The sequence below is a fragment of the Sphingomonas jeddahensis genome (genome assembly GCF_001981525.1).
In the GTDB taxonomy this organism is placed as follows: domain Bacteria; phylum Pseudomonadota; class Alphaproteobacteria; order Sphingomonadales; family Sphingomonadaceae; genus Sphingomonas; species Sphingomonas jeddahensis.
The window spans coordinates 48108-61852 of record NZ_MPSB01000005.1 but is presented as its reverse complement, the minus strand read 5'-3'; the positions used below and the strand labels follow the sequence as shown (position 1 = coordinate 61852).

15 protein-coding genes are annotated in these 13745 nt (G+C 66.7%); 5 read left to right on the top strand and 10 right to left on the bottom strand.

Annotated features, from left to right (window positions below; all coding sequences use genetic code 11):
- Positions 1–7 precede the first annotated feature (7 nt).
- The gene (locus tag SPHI_RS07185) at positions 8–1594 is read left to right on the top strand and encodes a sensor histidine kinase (RefSeq protein WP_083719881.1); all 1587 of its coding nucleotides are present in this window, start codon (positions 8–10) and stop codon (positions 1592–1594) included.
- Positions 1595–1879: 285 nt separating this feature from the next.
- On the top strand, positions 1880–2014 hold the full coding sequence (locus SPHI_RS07180) for an entericidin A/B family lipoprotein (protein ID WP_076744226.1): 135 nt from the start codon (positions 1880–1882) through the stop codon (positions 2012–2014).
- 269 nt (positions 2015–2283) lie between these two features.
- Here SPHI_RS07180 and tatC read toward each other — a convergent pair whose 3' ends face one another.
- The 8 genes from tatC to argS all read right to left on the bottom strand — a co-directional run bounded on the left by tatC (position 2284) and on the right by argS (position 8738).
- Positions 2284–3069 (bottom strand): twin-arginine translocase subunit TatC, encoded by a 786-nt coding sequence (gene tatC, locus SPHI_RS07175; protein WP_076744225.1) that lies wholly within the window; start codon positions 3067–3069, stop codon positions 2284–2286.
- Complete coding sequence (gene tatB / locus SPHI_RS07170) at positions 3066–3452, bottom strand: Sec-independent protein translocase protein TatB (RefSeq protein WP_076744224.1); 387 nt, start codon at positions 3450–3452, stop codon at positions 3066–3068. The genes tatC and tatB overlap by 4 nt, the downstream gene beginning before the upstream one ends.
- Positions 3453–3481: 29 nt before the next feature.
- A complete protein-coding gene (locus tag SPHI_RS07165; RefSeq protein WP_076744223.1) occupies positions 3482–3724 on the bottom strand; it encodes a Sec-independent protein translocase family protein in 243 nt (80 codons plus the stop codon).
- A gap of 26 nt (positions 3725–3750) precedes the next feature.
- Complete coding sequence (gene scpB, locus SPHI_RS07160) at positions 3751–4326, bottom strand: SMC-Scp complex subunit ScpB (protein WP_076744222.1); 576 nt, start codon at positions 4324–4326, stop codon at positions 3751–3753.
- The gene (locus SPHI_RS07155; protein WP_076744221.1) at positions 4323–5048 is read right to left on the bottom strand and encodes a segregation and condensation protein A; all 726 of its coding nucleotides are present in this window, start codon (positions 5046–5048) and stop codon (positions 4323–4325) included. Before SPHI_RS07155 ends, scpB begins: the two co-directional genes overlap by 4 nt.
- A gap of 9 nt (positions 5049–5057) precedes the next feature.
- Complete coding sequence (locus SPHI_RS07150) at positions 5058–6062, bottom strand: glycoside hydrolase family 3 N-terminal domain-containing protein (RefSeq protein WP_076744220.1); 1005 nt, start codon at positions 6060–6062, stop codon at positions 5058–5060.
- 222 nt (positions 6063–6284) lie between these two features.
- Positions 6285–7010 carry an SPOR domain-containing protein gene (locus SPHI_RS07145; RefSeq protein ID WP_076744219.1) on the bottom strand — a complete coding sequence of 242 codons (726 nt, stop codon included), beginning with the start codon at positions 7008–7010 and terminating at the stop codon, positions 6285–6287.
- A gap of 3 nt (positions 7011–7013) precedes the next feature.
- Positions 7014–8738: an arginine--tRNA ligase gene (gene argS / locus SPHI_RS07140; protein WP_076744218.1), complete on the bottom strand. Its 1725-nt coding sequence runs from the start codon at positions 8736–8738 to the stop codon at positions 7014–7016.
- 188 nt (positions 8739–8926) lie between these two features.
- Here argS and SPHI_RS07135 point away from each other — a divergent pair, with 188 nt between their 5' ends.
- Complete coding sequence (locus SPHI_RS07135; protein WP_076744217.1) at positions 8927–9205, top strand: hypothetical protein; 279 nt, start codon at positions 8927–8929, stop codon at positions 9203–9205.
- Positions 9206–9289: 84 nt separating this feature from the next.
- On the opposite strand, the gene SPHI_RS07130 is transcribed toward SPHI_RS07135, so the two are convergent.
- Positions 9290–10180, bottom strand: a complete 891-nt coding sequence (locus tag SPHI_RS07130) for an N-acetylmuramic acid 6-phosphate etherase (RefSeq protein ID WP_076744216.1) — start codon at positions 10178–10180, stop codon at positions 9290–9292.
- A 13-nt stretch (positions 10181–10193) separates the two neighbouring features.
- Positions 10194–11066, bottom strand: coding sequence for a BadF/BadG/BcrA/BcrD ATPase family protein (locus SPHI_RS07125; protein WP_076744380.1), 873 nt, complete (start codon positions 11064–11066; stop codon positions 10194–10196).
- A gap of 139 nt (positions 11067–11205) precedes the next feature.
- On the opposite strand from SPHI_RS07125, the gene SPHI_RS07120 reads away from it, so the two are divergent.
- Together SPHI_RS07120 and SPHI_RS07115 are read left to right on the top strand one after the other, a co-directional pair.
- Positions 11206–12714, top strand: coding sequence for an MFS transporter (locus SPHI_RS07120; protein WP_076744215.1), 1509 nt, complete (start codon positions 11206–11208; stop codon positions 12712–12714).
- Positions 12711–13727, top strand: coding sequence for a serine hydrolase domain-containing protein (locus tag SPHI_RS07115; protein ID WP_076744214.1), 1017 nt, complete (start codon positions 12711–12713; stop codon positions 13725–13727). Before SPHI_RS07120 ends, SPHI_RS07115 begins: the two co-directional genes overlap by 4 nt.
- Positions 13728–13745: the final 18 nt, after the last annotated feature.

Sequence of the window (13745 nt, the reverse complement as noted above, 5' to 3'; positions counted from 1 at the left end):
CACAGGCATGGCAACGACGGCGGACGATTCGCGCGTTGGCGCGACCGCGCCGACGTTCATGATGCGCTGGCCCACCGGGGCGAAGCTGCTGGTCATCCTGTCGATCGCGCTGCTGCCGCTCGCGATCATTGCGGTGTTCGCGACGCTGCGAATCACCCAGATCGCCGATACTGAGGCACGCGCGGGCCTGCGCGTCGCATCGGCGGAAAGCGGCCGCGCCATCGCGATCGAGTTGATCGGCGACATGACGGCATTGCGTGCTGCGGTCGATGCGCTGGAATCCGATCCGCATGACGCGCCAAGCTGTGCGCGTGTTCAGGGCGTGTTTGCGCAACAAGCGTTCAACGGCGCTCGCTTTGCCGTGTTCGGCGCGCGCGGACGGCTGCTGTGCGGCAGCAGCTTTCCCGGCGCCCAGAAGGTCGCCAGCCTTGCACGAGACTCAGCCGTCGCTGCCACCATCGACCCAGATGAGGGGCTTTTGCTCGGCGCGGCGAGCGCCTCGCAGCGTGTAACGGCCGCGGCCTTCTTTCCCACCGAATTCTTGGCTGAACTCAGCCGGCCGAGCAGCTTCACGCCCTCCTATGCGGCGACCTTGTCGCAGGGCGATGATCAACTCGTTCTTCAGCCGATGCCGCGGGAAGCGGCGTTCGAGCGGCGCGAAGGGAACGTCACCGATCTGGGGATTGGGGGATTGAAGCTGGCGATGGAGGTACGCACTGCGCCGATCACCTCGCCGCTGGTGATCGCTTTGCTCTTGCCGCTGGTGATGTGGGCCGCGGCAGCCGGCATTGCCTGGTTCGTGGTCGATCGCCTGCTCATTCGCCCGCTTCGCCGGCTGCGCGCCAATGTCGCCGCGTTCACACCCGGCGAGGAACCCGACCCAACCTCGATCCGCATGCTGCCCGCCCAGGAACTGCGCGAGCTTGGCGAAACGTTCCGGGCGCTGACCCGAACAGTGGCGATCCACGAAGCCGGACTCGCGGAGGGGCTTGTCCGCCAGACCAAGCTCACGCGTGAAGTACACCATCGGGTCAAAAACAACCTTCAGGTGATCTCCTCGCTGATCAACTTCCACGCGCGCGGTGCCAAGTCACCCGAAGCTGCGCAGGCTTATGCCTCAATCCAGCGGCGGGTGGACGCGCTCGCGGTGGTTCACCGGAACCATTTCGCCGAAATGGAAGAAAATCGCGGGCTGGGCTTGCGGTCGATGCTCGGGGAACTGGCGTCGAACATCCGAGCTACCGCGGCCGAGGGGACGCAATTAGGGATCCAGCTCGACATCGATCTCTATCTCGTGTCGCAGGACGTCGCGGTCGCCGTCGCCTTTCTCGTCACCGAGCTGATCGAGTTGGCCGTCACATGCGATCCGGCGGCTCAGCTGCGCGTCTCCGTCAAGGAAGCGAGCACAACAGACCGCGCTACGCTGCGCGTATCGTCACGGGCGCTGATCGAAGGCGTCGAACTTCGCGAGGGGTTGGCGACCCGATTCGGCCGCGTGATCGAGGGGCTGTCGCGCCAGTTGCGCGCCCCCCTCCACCATGATCCGCTGACCGGCGCTTACGAGATCACCATCGCGGTGCTCGGCCGCGACTAACCTTTGCGAGATCGTTTCGGGTCCGTCCAACTTTCTTCATAAATTCGTCGGGACTCGGGGAACTGCCCGTAAAGGACGACGTTTTACACTTCGGATAGCGACCTTATGCCCCCCCGCTCTCGCTATCCACGACATAGGCCCGGAAGCGTCAACCCTCCCCCCCCCCGGTGACGCTTCCGGGCCTTATTTCTTCAGGGGCAACTCACTCCGCATCCGAAACGAGGAACGAAGTTGCTGATCGCGCATTTGCGATCGTGTCAGTTCCAATGCGTAGAGGAGTGTCACATGAAGAAGCTGATCGGAATGGCCGTGGTCGCCGGTGCGCTGCTGGTGTCGGCGTGCAACACGGTCGAGGGGGTCGGTCGCGATGTCTCCTCAGCGGGCAGCACCGTTGCTGAAACGGCAAACGACGCCAAGTAACGCCCAACACGGTGTCACGGAAACGGCGGGTGCGGCATCAAGCCGCGCCCGCCGTTTTGATTTGCAGCGATACCGTTGCGCGGCAGCCCGGTCGTAGACTTTACAGCGACATGTGCGCGGCCCGCACTTCGACAAGCTTGGTAGAAGTGGCTCCGCTTCAGTCGCAAAGGCGCTCCCCGCCTGAGAATTGTTGACGCCGCGCTTGTCGAAGCACGCGTTTCCAACATCACTCCCGTAAGAAGCCGAGTGGCGGCCGAAACTCGCCCTTCCTACTCGCCCGCAATCGTCTCAACCGCGTTGTCCAGCTCACGCGCCCGGCGGCGCTCGGTGAACCAGATGCCGATCAGCGCCAGTTCGTAGAGAATGCACAAGGGGATGGCGAGCAGCAGTTGCGAGCCCACGTCCGGCGGCGTCAGCACCGCAGCAATGGCGAATGCCCCGACAATGGCATAGCGGCGCGCGGAAACGAGCTGCTTGCGCGTCACGATGCCGGCACGCTCCAGCAGCATCAACAGCACCGGCAACAGGAAGGCGATCCCGAAGCCGAACAGGAATTGCATGATGAACGACAGGTAATTGCCGATCGAGGGCAATGCGTCCTGGCTCACCCCGCCCACATCGCCCTGGAAGCTCAGCAGGAAGTGCAGCGCCATCGGCACGGCGATGTAATAAGCCATCGCCGCTCCGCCGAGGAACAGCACCGGGGTCGCGAGGATGAACGGCAGCAAGGCCCGCTTCTCATTGCGGTACAAGCCCGGCGCGACGAATTGCCACAGCTGATTGGCGATTACCGGAAAGGAGATCATCATCGCGGCAAAGAACGCGACCTTCACTTGGACAAAGAAGGCCTCGAAGATTTCCGTGTAGATCAGCCGCTTCTGCCCGGCCGAGAGCAGCGGCTGGACCAGGAAGGAGAAGATCGCCTCCGCGAAATAGTAACAAACGCCGAACGCCACCACGACGGCGACGATGCAATACAGCAACCTGCGGCGTAACTCGATCAGATGATCGAGCAACGGCGCGCGAGATTCGTCAAGTTCGTCGGCGGTATTCACGACGGCGCCTTGTTTTGAAGCGCCGGACCCTGGTCACCGGCCTCACTGCCGGCCGCAGCCGGCACCACCGTCGGCTGTTCAACCATCACAGGGCCGTTATCCTCGTCGGGCGGCGGCGGTGCAGGCAAGGGCTCGGCAGGCGTGAGCACCGGATGCTCTCGCATGATCCGCTCATTCTCCGCCTTCCACTTCTTTTCCATCTCGGCGAGTTCGGCCTCGCGCACCATCTCGTCAAAGCCCGAGCGGAACTGCCGCGCCACGCCGCGCGCCTTGCCGACCCAATAGCCCAGGACGCGCAGCGCCTTGGGCAGATCCTTCGGCCCGATCACAAGCAGCGCCACGATCGCGACGACGCCCATTTCGGCGAAATTGAAATCGAGCATATGCGAGTCCGGTGCGAACGATCGTCAGATCAGCGCGCCACCTTGTCGTCATGAACAACCGTGGTCTCGGCTGCCGGACGCGCCGCCTGCTGCGCCTCGATGCGCTGCGAAGGCTTGGCGGGAACATCCTCGTCCTCGTCGGCCATGCCCTTCTTGAAGCTCTTCACACCCTTGGCGACGTCACCCATCATGCTCGAAAAGCGGCCGCCGCCGAGCAGCAGGATCGCGACGATTGCGAGAATAAGAATATGCGGGAGGCTGAAGCTACCCATTGGGATTCTCCTGAAGTCCCGACCATCTAGTCTGGATCGTCAGCCTTTTCCACCGCCAGTTGTTCAAGCGCGAGATCAACGGGATCAAGCAGGCCGGCGGCCCTGAGGTCGTCGATGCCGGGCAGGTCGCGGCGCGATTGCAGCCCGAAATGCACCAGGAAATCCGGCGTGGTGACGAAAGTGAGCGGCCGGCCGGGCACTTCGCGGCGGCCGGCAGGGCGCACCCAACCCGCTTCCATCAGCACGTCGAGCGTGCCTTTTGAAATCTGCACGCCGCGGATCGCCTCGATCTCGGCGCGCGTGACCGGCTCGTGATAGGCGATGATCGCCAGCGTCTCGATCCCGGCGCGCGTCAGGCGGCGGCTATCCTCACGATCACGGCGAAGGAAATGCGCCATGTCACCGGCGGTCTGGAAGTGCCAGCGATCGCCGCGCTGGACCAGATTGATCCCGCGCCCGGCATAATCGTGTTCAAGCCGGTCGAGCGCAGCGCGCAGGTCACCAGCACCGACATGCGCGCGGATCGCGTCGAGCGTCAGCGGTGCCTCCGCGGCGAACAGAACGGCCTCCACCGCGCGCGCGTAATCATCAGGCGGATTCATGCCGGGGCGCGCAGGTAGAGCGGCGCAAACGGGGACTGCTGGCGCAGCTCCACCCTGCCCTGCCGCGCCAGCTCAAGCGCGGCAAGAAAGCTCGACGCCAGGGCCGAGCGGCGGAATGCACCGTCCGCCCCCTCAGGCAAAAACGTGTGGATCCTGGTCCAGTCGATCGCCGTGCCGAGCAGCGCCGAGATCCGGGCGATCGCCGCTTCCAATGTCATCACCTCACGATCATGAACCACGTGCATCACCGGCCGGTTACGCGCGCTGATCTGGCCGTAAGCCGCGATGAGGTCGTAGATCTCTGCCGACCAGCGCGCCTTGCGGGTGGTGCGAAGCCCTTCCGGCGAATCGCGCACGAAAACGTCACGGCCGAGCCGATCGCGCGCCATCAGCCGCGCACCCGCCTCACGCATCGCCGCCAGCCGCTCGAGCCGCAGCTGAAGGCGTAGTGCGAGTTCCTCGGGATCAGGCTCCACGTCCGGACCGCGCGGCAGCAGCAGCGCCGATTTGAGGTACGCCAGCCACGCCGCCATCACGAGGTAATCGGCGGCAAGCTCTAGCTGGAGCGTCCGCATTCGCTCGACATAGGCGAGATATTGCTCAACCAGCGCAAGGATCGAGATCTGTCGCAGATCGACCTTTTGCGAGCGCGCGAGGCTGAGCAACAGGTCGAGCGGCCCCTCCCACCCGTCGAGATCAAGCGTCAGCTGCTCGCCCGTCACGCCGCCCCGTCAGCCCTCTAGCGCGAGCAAGGCGTCGCGCTTGGCGATCAGCGCCGCAAAGTCGCCTTCCGCCGGTCCTGCGCTAGCCATGGCCCGGTCGAGCCGCTCGCGCGCACGCGGCGCGATCTCTGGAAGACGATCGGCGATGGCGACCATCTCGTCCATTCGCGCCCAGCAATCCAGCACCACGTCGCATCCCGCCGCGACTGCGTCCGCAGCCTTGTCCGCCGGCGTGCCCGACAGCGCCTTCATGTCGATGTCATCGGTCATCAGCAGCCCGTCGAAGCCGATCCGACGGCGGATCACCTCCTCGATCACAATTGGCGACATGGTCGCGGGGCGCTCACGATCCCACGCCTCGAACACGATATGGCTGGTCATGCCCATCGGCGCGTGGGCAAGCGCGCGGAACGGGGCGAGATCGTCCTCAAGCTCGGAGTCGCTGGCGGTCACCGTCGGCAGCAGATGATGCGAATCGACCAGGGCCCGCCCGTGGCCGGGCATGTGTTTGACGACGCCGACCACACCGCCTGTTGCCAAACCCTCCAGCGTCGCGCGTCCCATGGCAGCGACGCGCATCGGCTCGCTGCCAAAGGCGCGGATCGCGATCGCCTCGGTTGTCTCGGGGCGGATCACATCAAGGATCGGGTGGCAATCGACAGTGATGCCCACCTCGTTCAGCATGAGGCCGAGCGCCACGGCATTGGCCCGCGCCGCCTCGATCGCCGACATCGGCGCAATCTCGTAAAGACGATTGAAGTCGGGGCCCGCCGGAAAAGCCGGCCATTCCGGCGGCCCGAGCCGGGCGACACGTCCACCCTCCTGATCGACCAGGATCGCAAGGTCGCCGCGGCCTTCAAGGTCGCGCAATTCGTCGGTCAGCGCGCGGAGTTGCTGACGATCCACGCAGTTGCGCTTGAACAGAATGTAGCCAGCCGGCCGCGCCTCGGCGAAGAACGCACGCTCGTCGACTGTGAGGCTCGGGCCGGACAGGCCGAAGATCACGGGTTTCATGATGGCGTGTTAGCGGGTTTGGCGGGTGGTTTCATCCGGGAAGGTGGGGTTGGGCTACAACCTCACCCAACCCGCGCTGTGATCCCGGACTTGGTCCGGGATCCAACGATTCGTTGGCGCTGCCGCCAGTCAATAGAGCGAAGTGCTTGCGGAGCTATGGATCCCGGATCAAGTCCGGGATGACGAGCGCGTGGGGCTAGGTGGCGTCAGACGCCGCCTAACTCAGCTCGTCACGAAACACTTTTCGCCCGCCACCGTCAGCCGCCCGCACAGATCGCCCGCCGCGTCGGCGCTGCCGGCGTTCACCTTCAGCCGATACACCGTCCGCCCGTTCACCTCTGCGGACTGCACCGTCTTGCCCAGCGTCGCGACATAGCCGAAGCGCTTGGCGATGGCGCTCCAGGCCGCGTTCGCGCCGCTTTCGCTCGGAAACGCGCCAAGCTGCACCAGTGAACCGCCCGTGCCGGCACCCGGCACGGCCTTCTTCGGCACCGCCATCGGCGCCTTGGCAACGAGGCGCCCGCCCGATCCCGGCACTTCCGCCGAGGTGCGTGCGCTGCCGCTCGTCGGCCCTGCCGGCGCGGCGTCAGCACGACGCCCGCTGATCGGCGCCTCTGGCACTGCCTTCAGGTCGATCGCCGCGGTCGAGCTGGCGCCGGCGCTGGCGGCGATCGCCGAATCGCCTTCGCCTTCCACCTTCAGCCCGCCGGGATCGTCAGGCTTGATCTTGTAATCGCCTTCCTGCGCCGCGATCAGTTCGCCCTCGCCATCAGACGTGCGCTGCTGGAAGCTGAAGATCGCGAAGACCAGGCCGGCAAGCACCGCCAACCCGACGAGCACGAGCAGCAGCACGCGCAGCACGCCGGGGCCCTCGGGCTCGTCCGGCTCGACCGTTTCGAGCCAGGGAAGCCGGTCTTCGTCCCTGAGTTCGATTTCGTCGCTCGCCATGCCTTACATCTCCGAGACCGCCTCCACGCCCATGATGGAGAGTCCATTGCGGATAATTTGCCCGACGCCTTCCGCCAAGAAAAGACGCGCGGCGGTGAGGCCATGATCGTCCTGCAGCAGAAAACGCCGGTCGGGCCGATCGTTGCCGACATTCCATAGCGCGTGAAAAGCTGCCGCCAAGTCATAGAGATAAAAGGCGATCCGGTGCGGCTCGCGCGCTGCGGCGGCGGTCTCCACCACGCGCGGGAATTGTGCGGCGAGCTGCACCAGGGCGAGCTCCTCCGTATCAAGCCGGGACAGATCGGGCGCTCCCGTCTCAACACCCGCTTCCGCGGCGCGGCGCCGCAGCGAGGCAACGCGCGCATGCGCATATTGCACGTAGAAGACCGGATTGTCCTTCGAAGCCTCCACCACCTTGGCGAAGTCAAAATCCATCTGCGCGTCCGAGCGGCGGGTAAGCATGGTGAAGCGCACCACGTCCTTGCCGACCTCGCGCACCACATCGGCGAGCGTGACGAAGTTGCCGGCACGCTTGGACATCTTCACCGGCTCGCCGCCGCGCAGCAGGCGCACCATCTGGACGAGCTTCACGTCAAAGCGCGTCTTGCCTTCAGTCAGCGCGGCGACGGCGGCCTGGATGCGCTTCACCGTGCCGGCGTGGTCGGCGCCCCAGATGTCGATCAGTTCGTCGGCCGACTGCGCCTTCTGGAAGTGATAGGCGAGGTCGGCACCGAAATAGGTCCAGCTGCCGTTCGACTTCTTGATCGGGCGATCCTGATCGTCGCCGAACTTGCTGGAGCGGAACAGCGGCAGCTCGACCGGCTCCCAATCCTCGGGCGTCTCGCCCTTGGGCGCTTCGAGCGTGCCGTCATAGACGAGGTCGCGCGCGCGCAGCCACGCCTCGGCCGCCTCGGGCTTGCCCGCCGCCTGAAGCTCCGCCTCGGAGGCGAACAGGTCATGGTGGATGCCGAGCAGCCCGAGATCGTCCTTGATCAGCACCAGCATCGCCGCGACCGCGCGGGTCCGGAAGGTCGCCAGCCACTCGCTCTCCGGCGCGTCAACGTATCGGTTGCTGAATTCTGCAGCGAGCATGGCGCCAACCGGCACCAGATAGTCGCCGGGATACAGCCCTTCCGGGATCGCGCCGACATCCTCACCCAGCGCCTCGCGGTAGCGCAGGTGGACCGAGCGGGCGAGCACGTCGACCTGCCCGCCGGCGTCGTTGACATAATATTCGCGGATCACCTTGTTGCCGGCGAACTCAAGTAGGGCGGCAAGCGCGTCGCCCACCACTGCACCGCGGCAATGCCCCATGTGCATCGGTCCGGTCGGGTTGGCCGAGACATATTCGATGTTGACCGTTATCCCCTGCCCCCGCGCGGAACGGCCGTAATCCGCGCCACCGGCGCTGATCGCCGCCAGCTCGCCGCGCCAGCTGTCGTCGGTCAGCCGCAGGTTGATGAACCCTGGCCCGGCGACGTCCACCGCCGACACTTCGTCCAGCTGCTGCAGCTCGGCAGCGATCTTCTCGGCCAGCGCGCGCGGATTGGTCTTCGCGGCCTTGGCGAGCACCATTGCGGCATTGGTCGCCAAGTCGCCGTGCGACGTGTCGCGAGGGGGCTCCACCGTCACGGCGCGGCGATCGATGCCGGGCGTCAGCACCCCGGCGGTTTCGAGCGCATCGAGCGCCGCGTCCACATGCGCGGCAAAGCGGGAATAGAGCGTCATGACAACCAATCGTGTTCGTGAAGCCGCGCGCGATAGACGAATGCGCCGCGCGCGACAAATCGCCGTCTCCCGCTCCACGATTGCACGGCTTGCAATCGTGTTGCACGTTTTTGCGCTCGTTATGACGCGGCGCAGCATTTAATTGTGCATCTGCGAACAGATTAGGTTTTCAACCGAGGATTTCTCCGATGCGCACGCTGATCACCACCGCCGCCCTCCTCGCCTTCGTGGCGCCGCTCGCTGCACAGGCCGAAGGTGAGAAGACCTTCGAGCACGACAAGCAGACCTACGTGTACAAGACCAGCGAAGGCCGTGACGGCGCAACCGTGATCACCGGCCGCCGCGTCGGTGGCGACCGTTTCCGCCTGGTGCTGGACGGTGAGCGCGTTCGCGGCAACGTCGGCGGCACGCCGGTCGCTTTCCGCGCGCCGCAGGACGGTTCGGTCTCGGTGCTGACCGCCAACTGAGTTTCAGACGGGGTTCCCTCCCACTGAAAAGCGCAAGGCCGCTCGCATCGCCAGATGCGGGCGGCTTTTGTTTGTCAGGCCGGCTCACTGCGGCGATGAGCGAAGGTCGGCAAGCGCTGCGCCGAGATCGCCATCATGCTTTGCCAGCAACGCATTCGCCTGCGCCAGCGTCGCCCCTCGTGCGATCAGCGCTGCCTGGCGAATCTCGCCATTCGCAACGTCGAGCGCGGCTGCGCCGTTGCCCGCCACACCCGCGATCTCCTCCACCATTGCCTCAGCGCGAGCGCGCAGCTTCTGGTTGGAGACGCGCATGTTGACCATGCGCCCGCGATGCACCAACCCGCGCCGCAGCATGATGGTGGTGGACAGCAGGTTGAGCACCGCCTTCTGCGCGGTGCCCGCCTTCATCCGGGTCGACCCGGCGACAAGTTCGCTCCCCGTATCCGCGAGCAGCCCGTGCTCGGCCAAAGACAGCAGCGGCGCGCCGGGATTGTTCGCCACCCCGATCGTCAGCGCCCCCGCCGCGCGAGCCGCTTCAATCACCGCCAGCGTGTAAGGAGTCCGGCCACTCGCCGCCACACCGATCACCACGTCGCCCTGCGTGATTTCCGCAGCGGCGATAGACGCGCGGGCGGCATCGGGATCGTCCTCCGCCCCTTCCACGCTCTCGATCAGGGCGCCGTTGCCGCCTGCCATCAGGAACAGCAGGCGCTCGCGCGGCCAGTTATAGGTCGGGAATAGCTCCACCCCATCCTGCACCGCCACCCGGCCGGATGTCCCCGCCCCAGCATAGACCAGCCGCCCGGCCGTACCGAGCCGCCGCGCGGCCATGTCAGCGGCGGCGGCAATTGCGCCGACTTGGCTCTTGATCGCGGCGACCGCGGCAAGCTGTCCTTCCAGCATCGCCTCCACCGCTGCCGTTGATGGCCACCGATCGATATCGACGAAGCGCGGATCGACGGTTTCGGTGCTCATGGCCTCGGCTCCGTCAGTCGGCTGCCGGTGGCACGAAGCCGGCGAGGAACAAGGCGCCGTCCAGCGCATCGCCAAGCGACTCGCTCAGCTGCGCCACGGTGCGCGCGCGCAGCCACGGCCTGAGATGCGGCGCAAGCCCGCCGAGCAGCGCACAGGCCGGTGCGCCTCGCTCGAATATCGTCTCGATGAACCGCTCGACATGCCCCGCGGCATCCTCGACGATCGATCGCGCAATCGGATCATCGGCCTGCGCATATTGGATCACGATCGGCGCCAGCGCGGCATAATCGCCGGGCGCGGCGCGGTCCATCCAGGCAATCGCCTGCGGAATGGCGTGGCCGAACCGCGCCGCGATGGCGAGCGCCAGCGGCGTGCGTGTCGTCCGCCCGTCGAGCGCGCGCAGCGCGTGCCGCATGGCCGAAAGCCCCAGCGCGGCGCCGCTCCCCTCGTCCGAGATGGGGAAGCCATAACCGCCGATCGCAAAGTCCGTCCCGCCGACGCGCAGTTGGGCGATGCTGCCAGTGCCAAGGATCAGCGTCGCTCCGTCGCCGCCGCGATGCGCGCCGAGGTTGGCGATCGCGGCGTCAGTGGCGAAGTTCGCGGATGCGAGGCCAAGGTCCAGCCCGCGCAGCGCCTCTGCGCTGCCCGGCCGCGATAGGCCCGCGATTCCCATGCCCGCCACGATCTGTCCGCGCGCGTCCGGCGCAAGTCCGGCTTCCTCCAGCGCCTTACCGATCACATCGTCCAGCACCGAGCGCAGCCTGTCCATGCCAATGCGCGTATTGGCGGGCCCGGCATGGCCGGTGCCGATCACCAGCCCGGTGTCATCCACCAGCCGGGCGCGGCAATGGCTGCCGCCCGCGTCCACGCCGAGATACCAGGTCATCGTGCTGCCCAGTCTGGCTGCCTTCGCGCGACCATGCCCATATCCTTTCGCCGCGGCAGTATAACCCATAGTGATGACGAACGCGCATCATCGTTCCTCGGGATTGACGGCGCGCCAGCGGCGTTGAACCATCGCCGCCATGACCGATCACGCCGCGCCGGCGGCAATTGCCGAGCCACCCGCCTCCCCGAGCCGCGTCGATCGTCGCGGCATGGCGCTTTACGGCCTGCTCGGCTTCGCGGCCGGTCTGCCCTTCTATATGTTCTCCACCGTGCTCGCGCTTCGGCTCCAGGCCCATGGCGTGGCGCTGGCGGTGATCGGCTTTTTTGCCTGGGTGCAGCTGCTGCCGACGTTGAAGTTCGTCTGGGCACCGCTGCTCGATCGTTATGCCGTGCCGGGGTTCGCGCGCTTCTACGGCAAGCGGCGCGGGTGGATGATGCTGGCGCAGCTTGGCATCTTCGCCTCCATGGTCGCAATGGCGCTTACCGCCGAGGATGCGAGCCTGCCCGTCACCGCATTGTTCGCCGTCCTGCTCGCCTTCTGGACGACCACGCTGGAGGTCGCCGCCGACGCGTGGCGTATCGAGCTTTACCCGACGCAGGACGAACAAGGGCCGATCGTCGCCGCCAATCTGTGGGGCTATCGCAGCGCGATGGTCGCGGCGGGCAGCGGCGCGCTGCTGCTGGCCGATTGGAGCGGCTGGAGCATCGCCTATCTCGCGATCGCGGCGGCGGCGTTCCTCCCTTTCCCCATCCTTGCCGCGATGCGCGGGCATGAGGATCGCGATGCGCAGCGCCTGCCCGCGCTCGCTACCGGCACCGTCGCCAGCGTGTTCATTCTCCTCGTCGGCGCCGCCGCGACGGCCGCGATCGGCTGGCTCGTCCTGACGCTCGCCGCGGGCGCCGGGATCGATGCCGGTGCCAATGTCACCCCCTGGGTGCTCGGCATCTGCATGCTGCCGTTCCTCGCCATGGCGGCCGCCTTGCCGCGCATCCGCCGCGCCCCCGCCGACGCGCCGATCCGCCGATCCGCCGCGATCGGGCCTTATGTCGACTTCTTCTGGCGCTACGGCTTCGCGGCGCTGGTGCTGATGGCGTTCGTCTCGCTGTACCGGATGGGCGACGTGCTCGCGCTCAACCTGTCCAAGCCGATGATCAAGGATCTCGGCTATTCGCTGTCGCAGATCGGCCGCGCCGACAGTGTCGTCGCGCTGGTGGCGAGCATGGTAGGGGTCGGTCTTGCCGGCTGGCTGGTCACGCGCTGGGCGATGACATGGGCGCTGGCGCTCGGCGCGCTGGTCGCCGCAATCGGCAATTTCGGCTTCGTCTGGCTTGCCGGCCAACCGGTGGACGAGGGGCTGCTTTACGTCGCCACCGGCGCCGATCAGTTCGGCAATGGCTTCGCGGGCGCGGTGTTCGTCGTCTATCTCTCGCTGCTGGTGAACCCGCGCTATCCCGGCGCGCAATATGCCTTTCTCACCGGGTTCGCCTTTCTGCTGCCGCGCCTGTTGTCGGGCGCGGGCGGGACGATCGTCCGCGCGATCGGCTACGACGATTTCTTCCTTCTCTCGGGCGTGCTGAGCCTGGTGGCGATCGTCTTCCTCCCCGCGCTCGCCCGCATTCGTCCCCGAACGGAGGAACTCGAATGATCGATCATATCGTCGAGCGTGCCTTCGCCCCGGCCGCGGCCGCTGTCGCCACCGGCTGCATCCCCGCCGCGGCTCTGGGCATCATCACCGCGGCAGGCGCGCGCGCCATACGCCTCACCGGCCTCGCGCAGAAAGTACCGGTCGAGGAGCCGCTCACCCGCAACCACTGGTTCGATCTCGCGTCGGTCAGCAAGGTGATCGCCACCACCAGCTTCATCCTGCGCCTCGCCGACGAGGGCCGGCTCGATCTCGATCGCCCGCTCACCGACGCCATCCCGGACCTGCGGCAGTACGATGTCGCGAACGCCCCCGAGCGTCGCCTCACCTTCCGCGACTGCCTGGTCCACCGCACCTTCCTCCCCGCGGTGGAGCCGATCTACACCTATGGCGACGACCCCGCCCGTCTGCGCGCCTTCGTCCTTCAGCGCGAATGGCGCCACGGCCCATCCGTCTATTCGGACATCAACTTCATCCTCCTCGGCATCGCGATCGAGCGCCTGACCGGCGCGGGCCTCGATGCACAGTCGCTCGGCGAGGGGCTGAGCTGGGGCCCGCCCCCGGGCCCTGCCGTCGCCACCGAACACTGCCAATGGCGCGGCCGCGTGCTGAAGGGCGAGGTCCATGACGAGAATTGCTCCGCCATGGGTGGCCGCACGGGCCACGCCGGCCTGTTCGGCACGATCGACGGCGTGCTCGATTTCGCCCGCGGCCTGCTCGACGGCACCGGCGCCTCGCCTGCAATGCTCGATGCGATCCGCACGCCGGTGGAGGGCCACCGCACCGCCGGCTGGGAAATCCGCTATCCCGACTGGTCGGGCGGGCAGGCTTGTTCGCCCGGCACGATCGGCCACACCGGCTTCACCGGCACCGGCCTGTGGGTCGATTTCGAGCGCGGCCTCGCCTGGACATTGCTCACCAACCGCGTTCACCCGACCCGCCATTTCGACAGCGGCATCTTCACGCTGCGGCCGGAGACTGGGGACGCGGTGATCGCCGCATTCGACGCCAGCTGAACCGGCACCGGAACGTTT